At 58.0% G+C, this 14,379-nt stretch carries 11 protein-coding genes; 9 read left to right on the top strand and 2 right to left on the bottom strand.

The features are described from left to right. The first annotated feature begins 79 nt into the window (after positions 1–79). Genes GOV90_RS17895 through GOV90_RS17885 form a run of 3 tightly spaced genes read left to right on the top strand, consistent with a single transcriptional unit; the run spans position 80 to position 4,634 of the window. Positions 80–547 carry a MarR family winged helix-turn-helix transcriptional regulator gene (locus GOV90_RS17895; RefSeq protein WP_171091646.1) on the top strand — a complete coding sequence of 156 codons (468 nt, stop codon included), beginning with the start codon at positions 80–82 and terminating at the stop codon, positions 545–547. Continuing rightward, positions 544–1,581 carry an efflux RND transporter periplasmic adaptor subunit gene (locus GOV90_RS17890; protein ID WP_171091644.1) on the top strand — a complete coding sequence of 346 codons (1,038 nt, stop codon included), beginning with the start codon at positions 544–546 and terminating at the stop codon, positions 1,579–1,581. The genes GOV90_RS17895 and GOV90_RS17890 overlap by 4 nt, the downstream gene beginning before the upstream one ends. 11 nt (positions 1,582–1,592) lie before the next feature. Continuing rightward, positions 1,593–4,634, top strand: a complete 3,042-nt coding sequence (locus tag GOV90_RS17885) for an efflux RND transporter permease subunit (RefSeq protein WP_171091642.1) — start codon at positions 1,593–1,595, stop codon at positions 4,632–4,634. A gap of 229 nt (positions 4,635–4,863) precedes the next feature. Here GOV90_RS17885 and carB read toward each other — a convergent pair whose 3' ends face one another. Further along, complete coding sequence (carB, locus tag GOV90_RS17880) at positions 4,864–8,208, bottom strand: carbamoyl-phosphate synthase large subunit (RefSeq protein WP_171091640.1); 3,345 nt, start codon at positions 8,206–8,208, stop codon at positions 4,864–4,866. A 178-nt stretch (positions 8,209–8,386) separates the two neighbouring features. Here carB and GOV90_RS17875 point away from each other — a divergent pair, with 178 nt between their 5' ends. The 4 genes from GOV90_RS17875 (at position 8,387) to aspS (ending at position 12,639) form a co-directional block, all read left to right on the top strand. After that, on the top strand, positions 8,387–9,514 hold the full coding sequence (locus GOV90_RS17875) for an aminodeoxychorismate synthase component I (RefSeq protein WP_171092017.1): 1,128 nt from the start codon (positions 8,387–8,389) through the stop codon (positions 9,512–9,514). Further along, positions 9,469–10,116: an aminotransferase class IV family protein gene (locus GOV90_RS17870; protein ID WP_171091633.1), complete on the top strand. Its 648-nt coding sequence runs from the start codon at positions 9,469–9,471 to the stop codon at positions 10,114–10,116. Before GOV90_RS17875 ends, GOV90_RS17870 begins: the two co-directional genes overlap by 46 nt. Beyond that, entirely contained in the window at positions 10,113–10,784 is a 672-nt protein-coding gene (locus GOV90_RS17865) for a CPBP family intramembrane glutamic endopeptidase (protein ID WP_256367943.1), read from the top strand. Before GOV90_RS17870 ends, GOV90_RS17865 begins: the two co-directional genes overlap by 4 nt. Before the next feature lie 79 nt (positions 10,785–10,863). Further along, a complete protein-coding gene (gene aspS, locus GOV90_RS17860; protein WP_171091631.1) occupies positions 10,864–12,639 on the top strand; it encodes an aspartate--tRNA ligase in 1,776 nt (591 codons plus the stop codon). A gap of 180 nt (positions 12,640–12,819) precedes the next feature. Here the strand turns inward: aspS and GOV90_RS17855 are convergent, their stop codons facing one another. Next, on the bottom strand, positions 12,820–13,539 hold the full coding sequence (locus GOV90_RS17855) for a response regulator (RefSeq protein ID WP_171091630.1): 720 nt from the start codon (positions 13,537–13,539) through the stop codon (positions 12,820–12,822). Positions 13,540–13,675: 136 nt separating this feature from the next. Between GOV90_RS17855 and mce the strand changes: the two genes are divergently transcribed. Both mce and GOV90_RS17845 read left to right on the top strand, forming a co-directional pair. Further along, positions 13,676–14,080 (top strand): methylmalonyl-CoA epimerase, encoded by a 405-nt coding sequence (mce, locus tag GOV90_RS17850; RefSeq protein WP_171091628.1) that lies wholly within the window; start codon positions 13,676–13,678, stop codon positions 14,078–14,080. Positions 14,081–14,104: 24 nt separating this feature from the next. Next, on the top strand, positions 14,105–14,377 hold the full coding sequence (locus GOV90_RS17845) for a DUF1467 family protein (protein WP_171091626.1): 273 nt from the start codon (positions 14,105–14,107) through the stop codon (positions 14,375–14,377). Positions 14,378–14,379: the final 2 nt, after the last annotated feature.

The raw sequence follows: 14,379 nt of genomic DNA, 5'->3' as shown, positions 1-14,379 counted from the left end.
TGTTCACAAGTCTAACTTCATATCTTGAATAGTTCAGAATTCGAAGTATATGGCCCCCAGACTCGCGCGGAGACTACTTATGCAAGATGACACCAGCGTCCGGCTAAATCGCCTCAGCCCCGAGATTCAGGCGATCATGGGGGTGTATGCCCTATACTGGAAGCTTGAAGAAACCTTTGACTGTATCGAAACAGATCTGAGCCATCCAGAATGTCACATGTTGATCAAACTGGATCAGCCGAAACGCATGGGGGTGCTGGCCGCCGATATGCTGAGCGTCCCGTCCACGATCACTGCCACAGCCGACGCTTTGGAAAAGGCTGGCTATCTGACCCGCGAACGCGACCCCGAAGACCGCCGGGCCTGGCTTTTGGTGCTGACCGAAAAAGGTGAAGAGGCGCGCAACATGCTGGTCAATGAGGCCGGAGGACTTTTCCACAGAGCCTCTGGTCTGAACAAAGAAGAAACTGCCGAATTCGCGCGCCTGGCGCGCAAGATCCGTGACAACGTTTTGAAAACGGGAATTCCCGAGGGATTGAAGAAATGAAACTCCTGACCTCTATCGGCCTTGCTCTGGCCGTTCTGGCAAGCCCCATTGCCGCGCAAGACACTCCGAAACCAGTAAAGCTTATGCAGGTGCACGAAACGGCGCCGGGCTTTACCCGCCAGTTCTTTGGTCGCGTCGCCGCACGTCAAACCGTCGATCTGGCCTTTCAGGTTGCAGGCCAGATCGTCGAGATGCCTGTCAACGAAGGTTTCGTGATCCCGAAAGACGGCCTGATCGCACGTTTGGATCAGGAACCGTTTGAACTGCGTCTGAATCGGGCGCGGTTACAAAAGGAACAGGCAGATCGCACCGTTGCGCGCCTCTCACGTCTGCGGGGTACAGCCGCTAGCCAGGTGGCCGTCGATGATGCTGAGACCGAGGCGCAATTGGCTGCGATTGCCCTGCGCGATGCGGAATATGATCTGGAACATGCGACACTGACCGCACCTTTTGATGCGCTGGTCTCCAGCCGTGCGGTCGAGGCCTTCACCACCGTCTCGTCGGGCTCTCCCATCGTTCGCATTCACGACATGTCCGAATTGCGTATCGAGGTAGACGTTCCCGAAATATTGTTCCAACGCTCGAACCAGAACGAAGACATCGCGATCACCGCAAAGTTCCCGGTTAGTGAAGAGGTCTTCCCGCTGGAGATTCGCGAATTCGACGCGGAAACCTCGAGCGTCGGACAGACTTTCCGCATCCAGTTCGGCCTGACACCACCCGAGGGCCTGCAGATCCTCCCTGGCTCGTCGGTCACCGTAAACGTTCATGTAAAGGACGAACGTAAAGGTATTGTCGTCCCGGCAACGGCTATTGTCGTTGATGCCACCGGTGAGCTGAGCGTCATGGTGTTCTCGCCGACCGGCGCTGACGAAGGCTCCGTTCGCCGTGTACCTGTGACCATAGAACCCACGCAAACCGGCGATATACGGGTTCTAACTGGACTTTCTGATGGTGACGAAGTTGTCGTCGCCGGAGGCGCTGTGTTGACCGACGGCCAAGCGGTGCGCCGGTTTACAGGTTTTGCGAATTAAGGGGCTGACGGATGAACATCGCTCGCGGCTCAATTGATCGGCCTCTGTATACTTGGCTGATCATCCTCATTGCCCTGTTTGGCGGCATCTGGGGTTTCCTGTCCTTGGGCCGGTTGGAAGACCCGGCCTTCACAATCAAAAACGCGGTTATCGCAACACAATACCCTGGCGCTACGGCGGAACAGGTGGCGCTTGAGGTATCCGAGCCGCTTGAGTCTGCCATTCAGCAGATGGGTGAAGTGGACGTTATCACCTCGGTCAACCAGCCCGGACAGTCTCTGATCGAGGTTGAGATCAAATCAACTTACGATGGAAGCGAATTGCCCGACATTTGGACCCGGCTCAGGGCCAAGGTGCGCGATGCCGCGCGTGGGCTGCCTTCCGGTGTTGGCCAACCTTACGTAAATGATGGTTTCGGCGACGTGTTTGGCCTGTTCTACGCGGTCACTGCCGAAGGGTTTTCCGACGCTGAGAAACATGAGCTGGCAACTTTCCTTCGGCGCGAGCTGTTGGCCGTAAACGGTGTGGCGGACGTTGAGGTGCAGGGTCTGCCGAACGAGGCCATCTTTGTCGAACCGGATTTGGCGATCTCGGTCAACCAGAACGTTCCGCTTCAGGCGATCAACGAAGCCATCGCCAATGCGGATTCGGTGAACTCCTCGGGTTCATTGCGTTCGGACAGCGACAGGACAACCATACTGACCGCAGAAGGCTCGGACAGCGTATCAGCCATCGCAGGTCTTTCGGTTGGCTCGCAGGGGCAGGTGATCAACCTGTTCGACATGTCCAACGTCTATCGTGCTCGTCAGAACGACCCCGACATCATGATAAGATACAATGGGACCGAAGCCTTCACACTCGGTATCGCCGGGCTGTCCACGGAAAATATCGTTGAAGTGGGCAAACGGGTTGATGCCAAATTCGAAGACCTGAACACGGCCATTCCCTTTGGCGTCGATATCTTGCCGATCTATCAGCAGCACGTGGTGGTCGAGAAGGCTTCGAACGACTTTCTTGTAAATCTTGCCATGTCCGTGGCCATTGTGGTTGCTGTTTTGGGTATCTTCATGGGGTGGCGAGCCGCCATCGTAGTTGGTTCGACCCTGCTGCTTACCGTGGTTGGTACGCTCCTGTTCATGTCGTTATTCTCGATCGAGATGGAGCGAATTTCGCTTGGGGCCCTGATTATTGCCATGGGGATGTTGGTGGACAACGCTATCGTGGTAGCCGAGGGGATGCAGATCGCGATGTTGCGCGGCAAGTCCTCGCGCGATGCCGCCGAAGATGTGGCTTCGAAAACTCAAATCCCGCTGCTGGGGGCCACCGTAATCGGTATCATGGCCTTTGCAGGCATCGGTCTCAGCCCTGATGCAACGGGTGAGTTCCTGTTCTCGCTGTTTGCGGTGATCGGTATTTCTTTGCTGCTGAGCTGGGTGTTGGCCATCACCGTCACGCCGTTGTTGGGCCACTACTTCTTCAAGCAAGGCAAAGAAGGTGAGATCGATGCTTACGGAGGCATACTGTTCCGCATCTATGGCGCGATCTTGCATTTTGCACTGCGGTTCCGGTGGCTGGTCGTTGCGGGCCTCATTGCCGTGACTGTTGCGTGCTACGCCGGGTTTGGACTTATGAAGCAGCAGTTCTTCCCCAATTCGAACACGCCTTTGTTCTTTGTGCATTACAAACTGCCGCAAGGCACGCCGATTGCACGTACGGCGCAGGACATGGCGGTGTTCGAGGACTGGCTGGCCGAACGTGAGGATGTGGTTTCGGTCACAACTTTCGTGGGGCAGGGTGCAACGCGATTCATGCTGACCTATTCGGCAGAAAAGCCGAACCCAAGCTACGGACACATGATTATCCGCACCGAAAGCCTTGAAGACATACCGGCTTTGCAGGCGGATCTTGAGGCGTTCGGATCTGTTCAGTTTCCCGAAGGTGAGTTTGGAACCAAACGTCTGATCTTTGGTCCTGGCGGCGGTGATCCGATCCAGGCTCGGTTCTCGGGGAGTGATCCGGTTGTGTTGCGTCAGCTTGCGGACGAGGCGGTGCAGCGTATGGCTGCAGCATCGCCGAACGCGCTGCTTGTCCATCACGACTGGCGTGAACAGGAGCTGGCAGTACAACCGATCTATGCCACCGAACGTGCGCAAACTGCCGGCGTCACGCGCGAAGACATCGCCGCGACACTGCAATTCTCGACCGACGGCATCACCGGTGGCGTGCTGCGCGAACGTGATCGTCAGATCCCGATCATTCTGCGCCGCCCGGCCGATGGCGATTATTCGATTGTCGATCAGGTGGTTTATTCGGATCAGACCGAGCGGTTTGTCCCAATCGAACAGATGGTTGATGGGTTCGAGTACAAGTCGCTCAACACACTTGTTCACCGCCGCGACCGTGTTCTGACGATCACCGTCGGAGCAGACATTCCGCCCGATCTGACGGCGGCTCAGGTCCATGCCGAAGTTCGCGACGCCATCGAAGCCATCGAACTGCCCCCGGGCTACAAGATGGAATGGGGTGGAGAGTTCGAGGACTCGCGCGATGCGCAGGAAAGCTTGGGCAAGCAATTGCCACTGAGCCTGCTGATCATGGTGCTGATCTCGGTCCTGCTGTTCAATGCAATCCGTCAGCCGATCATCATCTGGCTGCTGGTGCCGATGTCAGTGAACGGCGTGGTCATCGGCCTGCTGGGAACAGGGCTGCCGTTTACGTTCACCGCGCTGCTGGGTCTGCTCAGCCTGTCAGGTATGTTGATCAAAAACGGCATCGTTCTGGTCGAAGAAATCGACCTTGTCCGCGCCACAGGCAAACCTCTGCGTGAGTCTATTGTCGAAGCTTCGGTCTCTCGTTTGCGTCCCGTGATGCTGGCGGCAATCACGACCATTCTGGGTATGGCACCATTGCTGACAGACGCATTCTTTGTCTCGATGGCCGTGACGATCATGGGCGGGCTGGCCTTTGCCACCATTCTGACAATGGTCGCAGCACCCGTCTTCTACCTGCTGTTTTTCAAGCGGGATGAAAGACGCGAGGTGCAAGCAGCTTGAAGTCAAGGTGCAACCGGGTCCGGCTGAACTCCCAGACCCGGTTGCATCAAATTAATGGAACAAACGGCACATCACAGGCGGCCAGAATTGTGAGTGCAGCGAGAACCAGAATTGTGCGCATTATTCGTACTCCTGAGTTCTGCAAAAAATGCGCGCCCGCTGATTTCAGGTCAACGGGCGCGTATCTTTATGTTCTTGAATGAGCCGATTGTAGCTCAGGCGACGTGGATCACCCCTGCAGCGACTTTACCTCTACATCCCCTTCGGCCTGCGCCTTGATCGCCAGCGCGGCGGCGTTGGCTCCGGCGGCGGTGGTGAAGTAGGGGATTTTGTCATACAGCGCGATCGAGCGGATGGCCTTGCTGTCTTCGACCGCCTGCGCGCCTTCGGTAGTGTTCATCACCAACTGCACCTGACCGTCTTTCAGCATGTCCACAACATCCGGGCGGCCTTCGTAGACCTTGTTTACAACCTCACAGGCAACGCCTTGTTCGTCCAGCCAGCTTTGCGTGCCGCGGGTCGCCACAAGCGTAAAGCCCTGATCCACCAGAACCTGCGCCGCTTCCAGCATGGCGTTCCCTTTGTCGGCATCCTTGATGGAAATGAACGCCCGCCCCGAGGACGGCAGTACCATCCCCGCGCCCATCTGCGCCTTCAGGAAGGCGCGCGGGAAGTCGCGGTCCCAGCCCATGACTTCACCGGTCGAACGCATTTCCGGGCCCAAAATGGTGTCAACGCCAGGGAAACGAGCGAAGGGCATCACAGCCTCTTTCACCGAGAACCACGGCATATCCGGGTCGGCCAGAGTCATCTGGTCCGCGATCTTGGTGTCCTGACCTTCCTTGTAGGCAGGGCGCATCGGGAAGTTCGACAGTTTCTCGCCCGCCATGACGCGCGCTGCGATCGAGGCAATCGCGCTGTCGGTCGCCTTGGCGACAAATGGCACGGTGCGTGAGGCGCGCGGATTCACTTCGATCAGATAGATCTCATCGTCCTTGATCGCGAACTGCACGTTCATCAGGCCAACAACGTTCAACGCTTTGGCCAACTTGAACGCCTGATCCTTGATCTGGTCAATGATCTCTGCGGACAGCGAATAGGGCGGCAGCGAACAGGCCGAGTCGCCCGAGTGCACGCCAGCCTCTTCGATATGCTGCATGATGCCCGCGACGTGGACGTCAGTGCCATCGCACAGCGCGTCGACGTCCAACTCCACGGCACCGGCCAGATAACTGTCGAGCAGAACGGGGCTGTCGCCTGAAACCACAACGGCCTCGTTGATGTAGCGCCGCAGCTGATCCATATCGCGCACGATTTCCATTGCGCGGCCGCCCAGCACGTAAGAGGGGCGAATGACCAGGGGGAAGCCGATTTCTTCGGCGATCTCAAGCGCTTGTTCGTCGGTAGACGCGATGCCGTTCTTGGGCTGCTTCAGGCCCAGATCGTTGACCAACGCCTGGAACCGTTCGCGGTCTTCGGCCAGGTCGATGGCGTCCGGGGTGGTTCCGAGGATCGGAATGCCTTCGGCCTCAAGCGCGTTGGCAAGTTTCAGCGGTGTTTGGCCGCCGAACTGAACGATGACGCCGTGCAGCGTGCCGTTTTCCTGCTCTTTCGTCAGGATTTCCATGACGTGCTCAAACGTCAGAGGCTCGAAATACAGACGATCCGAGGTGTCATAGTCGGTCGAAACCGTCTCGGGGTTGCAGTTGACCATGATGGTTTCATACCCAGCTTCGGTCAACGCGAAACAGGCGTGGCAGCAGCAGTAATCGAACTCGATGCCCTGACCGATCCGGTTCGGGCCGCCTCCAAGAATGACGACCTTTTTGCGGTCAGACGGACGTGCCTCGCATTCAACCTCGCCCATCATGGGTGCTTCGTAGGTCGAGTACATATAGGGCGTCTGCGCCTCGAATTCGGCGGCGCAGGTGTCGATGCGTTTGAACACGGCTGAGACGCCCAGATTGCGGCGGGCGCGGCGGACGTTGTCTTCTTCACGGCCAGTCAGGTTGCCCAAACGAGCATCGGTGAAGCCCAGCATTTTCAGCTTGCGGATACCGTCTTCGGTCATCGGCAGACCGTCTTTGCGCACCTGACGCTCGGCCTCGATGATCTCGCGGATGCGGGCCAGAAACCACGGGTCGAACTTCGTGACGCCAAAGATCTCGTCATCGGTCAGACCATGACGCATCGCTTGCGCGATGGTGCGCAGGCGGTCAGGTGTCTGTTGGCTGATCGCCTTGATCACGGCAGCCTTGTCGTCGGCTTCGTCCCACACGCCCACGTTCAGGCCGGGGATTTCGATCTCATCAAAGCCGGTCAGGCCCGACTCCATCGAAGCCAACGCCTTTTGCATCGATTCGTGGATGGTGCGACCGATGGACATTGCCTCACCCACCGATTTCATCGCGGTGGTCAGGTAGGGCTCGGATCCCGGGAACTTCTCAAAGGCGAATTTCGGGATCTTGGTGACGACATAGTCGATGGTCGGTTCAAACGACGCAGGTGTGACCTTGGTGATGTCGTTGTCCAACTCGTCCAGCGTATAGCCCACCGCCAACTTTGCGGCGATCTTCGCAATCGGGAAACCGGTTGCTTTGGAAGCTAATGCCGAAGACCGCGACACGCGCGGGTTCATCTCGATCACGACCATACGGCCGTCATCGGGGTTGATCGCCCACTGCACGTTCGAGCCACCGGTCTCGACCCCAATCTCGCGCAGAACGGCGATCGAGCCGTTGCGCATGATCTGGTATTCCTTGTCCGTCAGCGTCAGGGCAGGGGCCACGGTGATCGAGTCACCCGTATGCACGCCCATCGGATCGACGTTTTCGATGGAACAGACGATGATCGCGTTGTCGGCAGTGTCGCGCACCACCTCCATCTCGTATTCTTTCCAGCCCAGCAGGCTTTCATCGACGAGGATTTGATTGACGGGCGAAGCATCCATACCTGAGCGGCAGAAGTGGATGTAATCTTCGCGGTTATACGCCACGCCACCGCCTGTGCCACCCAAGGTAAAGGCGGGGCGGATGATGGCGGGCAGGCCAATCTCTTCCAACTCGTCCAGCGCCATCTGCACGCCGGCATCCAGATCGGTGGAACCGTCTTCACGTTTGGGCGCGGTTACGATGGTCGCCTTGGGGTTTTCCAGTCCCAGCCGGTCCATCGCCTCACGGAACAGGGCGCGGTCTTCGGCCATTTCGATGGCGTCGCGCTTGGCGCCGATCATCTCGACACCAAACTTGTCCAGAACACCCATCTCTTCCAGTGCAAGCGACGTGTTCAGGCCGGTTTGGCCGCCCATAGTGGGGAGCAGGGCGTCGGGGCGTTCTTTTTCGATGATCTTGGCGACAACTTCGGGTGTGATCGGCTCGATGTAGGTGGCATCCGCCAGCCCGGGATCCGTCATGATCGTGGCGGGGTTCGAGTTCACCAGAATGACCCGGTAGCCTTCCTCGCGCAGCGCCTTACAGGCTTGAGCACCGGAATAGTCGAATTCGCAAGCCTGTCCGATAACAATGGGACCCGCCCCGATGATCATGATCGACTGAATGTCGGTTCTCTTCGGCATGGTCTGGCCCCTTCGATTTTGCATGAGTCGCGGGCACCGCCCAAGCGCCCAAATTGTCGTGCGTTATAGGGACCGCGCAAAAAGGTTCAAGGGGTATCGGAAACAGAAGCGAAATTGCCGCTTTCCCCCCTTTCCCTTGGCAGAGTATTCTCTATATCGCCCCACACGGCAAATGAGGATGCAATTGCGTATTCGTTTCGATCAAGGACCGGCCGGGCGTGGAACCCGGTTCGAGCGTCCGTCTCAAATCATCCGCGCGGATGTTGCGGAAGAGGTGCCCCAGGCTTTGGCGGCGCTGGATGAGGTGCGCGCAGGTGGTTCCTGGGTGGCGGGGTATGCGAGTTACGAGCTTGGTTATGCGCTGGAACCCCGGTTGCTGAACCTGTTGCCCAAAGATCGCCGCCTGCCTTTGTTGTGCTTTGGAGTATACGACGCGCCGGATCGTGTTGCCCTGCCAGCAGCAGCAGGAGAGGTCAGCACTTTTGAACCCCGTTGGGACGAGGCGCGTTATACGCAGGCGTTTCAGGCCGTACACGATGCTATCGGTGCTGGCGACATTTACCAAGCCAACCTGACCTTTCCGATCGATCTGACGGTCTCGGGCGACAGCGAAACGCTGTATGCAGCACTTGCTGCAGGGCAACCGGTTGGCCACGGAGCGTTGGTGCAACAGGACGGATTGCCCGATTTGCTCAGCCGGTCGCCCGAACTGTTCTTTCGCACAGATGAGGCGGGCAAGATCGAAACCCGCCCAATGAAGGGCACCCAACCGCGCAGCGATGACCCGGAAGAAGACGCGCAGCGCCGGGCCTTTCTGACCACGGACGTAAAGAATCGCGCCGAGAACCTGATGATCGTAGATTTGCTGCGCAACGATATCAGCCGTGTGGCATTGCCCGGATCTGTTCACGTGCCCGAGTTGTTCAAGGTCGAGACCTACGCCACTGTGCACCAGATGGTTTCGCTGGTGCGTGCTCAGTTGCACAAATATGTAGGGCTGGGTGAGATTCTGACAGCGCTGTTTCCGTGCGGTTCGATCACAGGCGCACCCAAGATTCGCGCGATGGAAATTCTGGCCGACCTGGAACCCTGGCCGCGTGACATCTATTGTGGGACTATCGGGTGGGCCGCGCCGGATGGCCGGTCCGAGTTCAATGTGGCCATTCGTACCCTGATGCGAGAGGATGATCACGCCACGCTGAATGTGGGTGGTGGTCTCGTTTGGGACAGCACCGCCCCTTCAGAATACGAGGAGGCGCTATGGAAAGCCCGCTTTGCCCGTCAAATGAGCCTGATTTCCGCGTAATCGAAACACTGGCTTTCCGGCCGGATCAGGGGTTTGTGCGGCAGGACCGCCATCTGGCGCGTATGGCCCGCACGGCACGGGTTTTCGATCTTCCTTTCAACTTGGATGCCGCAAGTGAGACCTTGGCCGCTGCCGAGGGGGATGCGCCACTACGCTGTCGACTGACGCTGGATGCGAGCGGCGCATTCGAGCTGACGACTGGTGACTTGGCTGAAAACCCGCCGATTTGGCGCGTGGCCGTGTCCAAAGAATGTCTGGCATCGAACGACCTGTGGTTGCGGCACAAGACCACCCACCGCGCGCTGTATGACAAGGCACGTGCCTCGCTGCCGGAAAATACAGACGAGCTGTTGTTCCAAAACGAACTTGGCGAGCTATGCGAAGGCACCATCACCAACCTGTTTGCTGAAATGACCGACGGTCGGTTTCTGACACCTGCGCTGTCCTGCGGGTTGTTGCCGGGTATTTTGCGTGAAGAGCTGCTGGATAAAGAAACAGTGACCGAGGCCGTGCTGACCTTGACCGATCTACAGAACGCGCGGACTGTGTATATGGGCAATTCATTGCGCGGGTTGATCCGGGTGGAGCTGATAGATACGTGACCAAAGACAGCACTTTGATCGGCCCGCCTGTGGCGCAGTTGCGGCTGCGGCTGGAGTTTGGGCTGTTCTATATCGGACTGCCACTGCTGATTGCCGTACTCTTTCCACCGAACTGGATGTTTCCGGCGCTGTTCGCGCTGACCGGGCTGGGCATCGTATTGCTGCATCAGACACCGGGCTTTCAATGGTCCGAACTGCGGTATGAGTGGGCCAACTGGTCCTTGCGAGAAGTACTGCTGTTCACGGTTGTTATGGCCGTCTTCTGTACCGGCCTGATCCAGATCACACGCCCGGATGCAGCGTTTTTCCTGGCTATTCACCGACCCGAGATGCTGGTCTTTATCTGGATTGGCTATCCGCTTTTGTCAGCCCTGCCGCAAGAGCTGCTGTTCCGTCCTTTGTTCTTCCGCCGCTATCACGCGATCCTGCCAGACGGACGCGCGGCCTATTTGCTGAACGCGGCCATATTCTCGTTCGCGCATCTGATGTACTGGAGCTGGATCGTCGCCGTGATGACCTTTGCGGGCGGGTTGCTGTTCACGTGGGCGTACCGACGGCGCGGGTCGTTCTTTTATGCAGTTCTGTTGCACGCAATCGCGGGCAATATCATCTTTGCAGTGGGACTGGGTGTCTATTTCTACTCGGGCAACGTGCAAAGGCCGTTTTGACGGGGCGACGCGCCTTGACTTTCCGGGCCTGACAGGGTGTATCGGCGCGACGAATTCTGCGCCCGAAGGGATATGATCCATGCACGCCTATCGCAGCCACACCTGCGCCGCTCTGACCGCCGCCAATGTCGGTGAAACTGTCCGCCTGTCCGGCTGGGTGCATCGGGTCCGAGATCACGGTGGCGTGTTGTTTATCGACCTGCGTGACCATTTCGGCGTGACGCAGGTACTTTGCGACGGCGACAGTGCTGCTTTTGCCGAGTTGGAGAAAGTGCGGTCCGAATGGTGTATCCGCATCGACGGTACCGTCAAAGCACGCGATGCCGACTTGGTGAACCCGAAGCTGCCGACCGGCGAGATCGAAGTTTATGTGCGAGAGCTGGAGGTTCTGGGTGCGGCCGACGAACTGCCGCTGATGGTGTTCGGCGATCAGGAATACCCCGAGGAGACGCGCCTGCGCTATCGCTATCTGGACCTGCGCCGCGAAGCGATGCAACAGAACATGACCCTGCGCTCGGACGTTGTGGCATCCATGCGTAAACGTATGTGGGATCAGGGCTTCCGCGAGTATCAGACGCCGATCATCACAGCATCCTCGCCCGAAGGCGCGCGTGACTTTCTGGTACCGTCGCGTCTGCATCCCGGTAAATTCTACGCCCTGCCGCAGGCCCCGCAGCAGTTCAAGCAGCTGATCATGGTGTCGGGTTTCGACAAGTATTTCCAGATCGCGCCTTGCTTCCGTGACGAAGACCCGCGCGCAGACCGCTCGCCCACCGATTTCTACCAGCTTGACCTTGAGATGTCCTTTGTCGAGCAGCAGGACGTGTTCGACACGATTCAACCCGTTCTGACCGGCGTGTTCGAAGAATTCGGCGGTGGTCGCAAGGTCGATCAGGAGTGGCCGCAGATTTCCTACAAGGACTCGGCGTTGTGGTACGGCACCGACAAACCCGACTTGCGGAACCCTATCAAAATGCAAGTGGTCTCGGACCACTTCCGCGGGTCGGGCTTTGCGATCTTCGCAAAGCTGTTGGAGCAGGACGGCACTGAAATCCGCGCGATCCCCGCGCCCACGGGTGGCAGCCGCAAATTCTGCGACCGCATGAACGCGTTTGCCCAGAAAGAGGGTCTGCCGGGAATGGGGTATATCTTCTGGCGCGATCAGGGTGAAGGCATGGAAGCCGCTGGCCCGCTGGCCAAGAACATCGGCCCCGAGCGCACAGAAGCGATCCGTCAGCAACTGGGTCTTGGCGTCGGCGATGCCGCGTTCTTCCTGGGCGGCAAGCCGAAAGCTTTTGAAAAGGTCGCTGGCAAGGCCCGCGATGTGATCGGTGAAGAACTGAACCTCACCGAGAAAGACCGCTTTGCCTTTGCCTGGATCGTGGATTTCCCGATTTATGAGCAAGACGAAGAAACTGGCGCGATCGATTTTGAACATAACCCGTTCTCGATGCCGCAAGGTGGCATGGAGGCGCTGAATGGTGATCCTCTGGACGTGCGCGGATACCAGTATGACTTGGCCTGTAACGGGTATGAGCTGGTCTCGGGCGCGATCCGGAACCACAAGCCTGAGATCATGCTGAAAGCCTTTGAACTGGCGGGGTATGGCGAGGATGAGGTCAAGTCCCGCTTCGGCGCTCTGTTCAACGCTTTCCACTACGGCGCACCGCCGCACGGGGGCTGCGCGGCAGGCATCGACCGGATTGTTATGCTGTTGGCCGATGAGGCCAATATCCGCGAAGTCATGATGTTCCCGATGAACCAGCGTGCCGAAGACCTTATGATGGATGCGCCCTCTGATCCAACTTCAGATCAGTTGATGGAACTTGGTCTGCGCATCATCCCCCAGGACTAAGAACAATCGCCCGCAGTAAGCGGGCGATTTTCATTTGGCGGCAGGAAACGTTCCGCGGATCAGTCCAGCGGGTTTTCCAGATGATCCCGATTGACCCGAATACTGCGTGCCGTCTGGCGCGTCTGACGATAAGCCCAGACACACAGAAGTGTTGCGGTAATGAAATAAGCCGTAATCATTTCAAATCGCTTCCCGCTGTTCCAATCGGTTCTGCACCATCCCAGCGACTTGCGCCGCCTGTGCCGTGAGCGGTGCCCCGCTTGCACGTGACAGAGCCAGTTTGCGCGCAGCTTCGGCCAGCGGTTTATCACCGGCCTCTCGTGCGACGCCCTGGAGGAACTGGGCGGCATAATCCAGAGTGTGTTGATCGTTGGGTCCGGTCAGGAAATCAGCGATATGGGCCATGTCATCCTGATAGGCCAACGGGTCCGGTTTGATGACCTCGTCCCGGATTGCATGTAACCCGCTTGGACGCCGATCCTCGGGCAACCGCTCCAGAATGGATTTCTGAAAGTAGGACATTGATTTTAGCGGCTTGGCCAAAAATCCATCCGCTCCGGCAGCCAGTGCCTGACTTTCGTTGGCATCATCGCCTGACAGGCCCATGATGACGCTGATACGGGGCGTTGCCTCGGACAGTTCGGCGATCAGATCGGCCCCGGACCCATCTGGCAGACCCATATCGATCAATATGACCGAGGGGCGATAGATCTGCAGGTGTCGTCGGGCCGACTTTAGACAATCCGCGCGGCGAATACGTGCGCCGCTGTGTAGACACATAAGTCGGATTGCGTCGCACGCGTATCGGCTGTCTTCAACAACCAAAATGGTCTGACCCAGCAAGGGCCGCGTTGCGGTGGGCGTGACGGTGGTGGTGGCAAGTAGGCCCGAATCGTCCATGGCAGCTCTCCTATCCAGCAGATGCTTCACGCTAGGAACTTCTGGCTAACACGACGTTAACGCGCGATTTGGCGCACTTGTCCTTTGGCCTAACAGCCCCCATAACCCATGCAACGCAGGACATCAGGAGTGAGATATGATTGGACGTCTGAACCACGTCGCCATTGCCGTGCCGGATCTTGAAGCAGCTTCGGCGCAATATCGCAATGCGCTGGGCGCCAAGGTCGGCGCACCGCAGGACGAACCGGATCACGGCGTCACGGTTGTGTTCATTGAACTGCCCAATACCAAAATCGAGCTTCTATATCCGTTAGGTGAAGACAGCCCGATCAACGGCTTCCTGGAAAAGAACCCGTCGGGCGGCATTCATCACGTGTGCTATGAGGTTGAGGACATTATCGCCGCCCGGGATCATCTGAAGGAAACCGGTGCCCGCGTTCTTGGCTCGGGCGAGCCCAAGATCGGGGCTCATGGCAAGCCGGTTTTGTTCCTGCATCCAAAGGATTTCAACGGCTGCCTTGTCGAGCTTGAGCAGGTATAACCCCCCAGCGCCGGAGGGCTTGAAATGACCATCACTGCCGCACTTGTACTGTTCGCCGTCATCTGGTTCCTGACGCTGCTGATCGTGCTGCCCGTTCGCATTAAAACACAAGGCGATCTGGGCGATATCGTTCCGGGCACTCATGCTGGTGCCCCGGAAGTGCATCACATGAAGAAAAAGATGTGGATCACGACCGGTATTTCCGTGGTTTTGTGGGCCATCATTGCAGGTATTATTTTGTCGGGATTGATCTCGGTCCGGGATTTCGACTGGTTGAACCAGCTAGAGCCCCGCTGACC

It is taken from the genome of Ruegeria sp. HKCCA5929 (assembly GCF_013034525.1).
In the GTDB taxonomy this organism is placed as follows: domain Bacteria; phylum Pseudomonadota; class Alphaproteobacteria; order Rhodobacterales; family Rhodobacteraceae; genus Ruegeria.
This window is presented reverse-complemented; position numbering and strand designations above follow the sequence as displayed.

What these genes read in the sequence shown, in the direction of transcription:
- GOV90_RS17895 (WP_171091646.1), top strand. Translation starts at nt 80, where the DNA reads ATGCAAGATGACACCAGCGTCCGGCTAAATCGCCTCAGCCCCGAGATT.
- GOV90_RS17890 (WP_171091644.1), top strand. Translation starts at nt 544, where the DNA reads ATGAAACTCCTGACCTCTATCGGCCTTGCTCTGGCCGTTCTGGCAAGC.
- GOV90_RS17885 (WP_171091642.1), top strand. Translation starts at nt 1,593, where the DNA reads ATGAACATCGCTCGCGGCTCAATTGATCGGCCTCTGTATACTTGGCTG.
- carB (WP_171091640.1), bottom strand. Translation starts at nt 8,208, where the DNA reads ATGCCGAAGAGAACCGACATTCAGTCGATCATGATCATCGGGGCGGGT.
- GOV90_RS17875 (WP_171092017.1), top strand. Translation starts at nt 8,387, where the DNA reads ATGCAATTGCGTATTCGTTTCGATCAAGGACCGGCCGGGCGTGGAACC.
- GOV90_RS17870 (WP_171091633.1), top strand. Translation starts at nt 9,469, where the DNA reads ATGGAAAGCCCGCTTTGCCCGTCAAATGAGCCTGATTTCCGCGTAATC.
- aspS (WP_171091631.1), top strand. Translation starts at nt 10,864, where the DNA reads ATGCACGCCTATCGCAGCCACACCTGCGCCGCTCTGACCGCCGCCAAT.
- GOV90_RS17855 (WP_171091630.1), bottom strand. Translation starts at nt 13,539, where the DNA reads ATGGACGATTCGGGCCTACTTGCCACCACCACCGTCACGCCCACCGCA.
- mce (WP_171091628.1), top strand. Translation starts at nt 13,676, where the DNA reads ATGATTGGACGTCTGAACCACGTCGCCATTGCCGTGCCGGATCTTGAA.
- GOV90_RS17845 (WP_171091626.1), top strand. Translation starts at nt 14,105, where the DNA reads ATGACCATCACTGCCGCACTTGTACTGTTCGCCGTCATCTGGTTCCTG.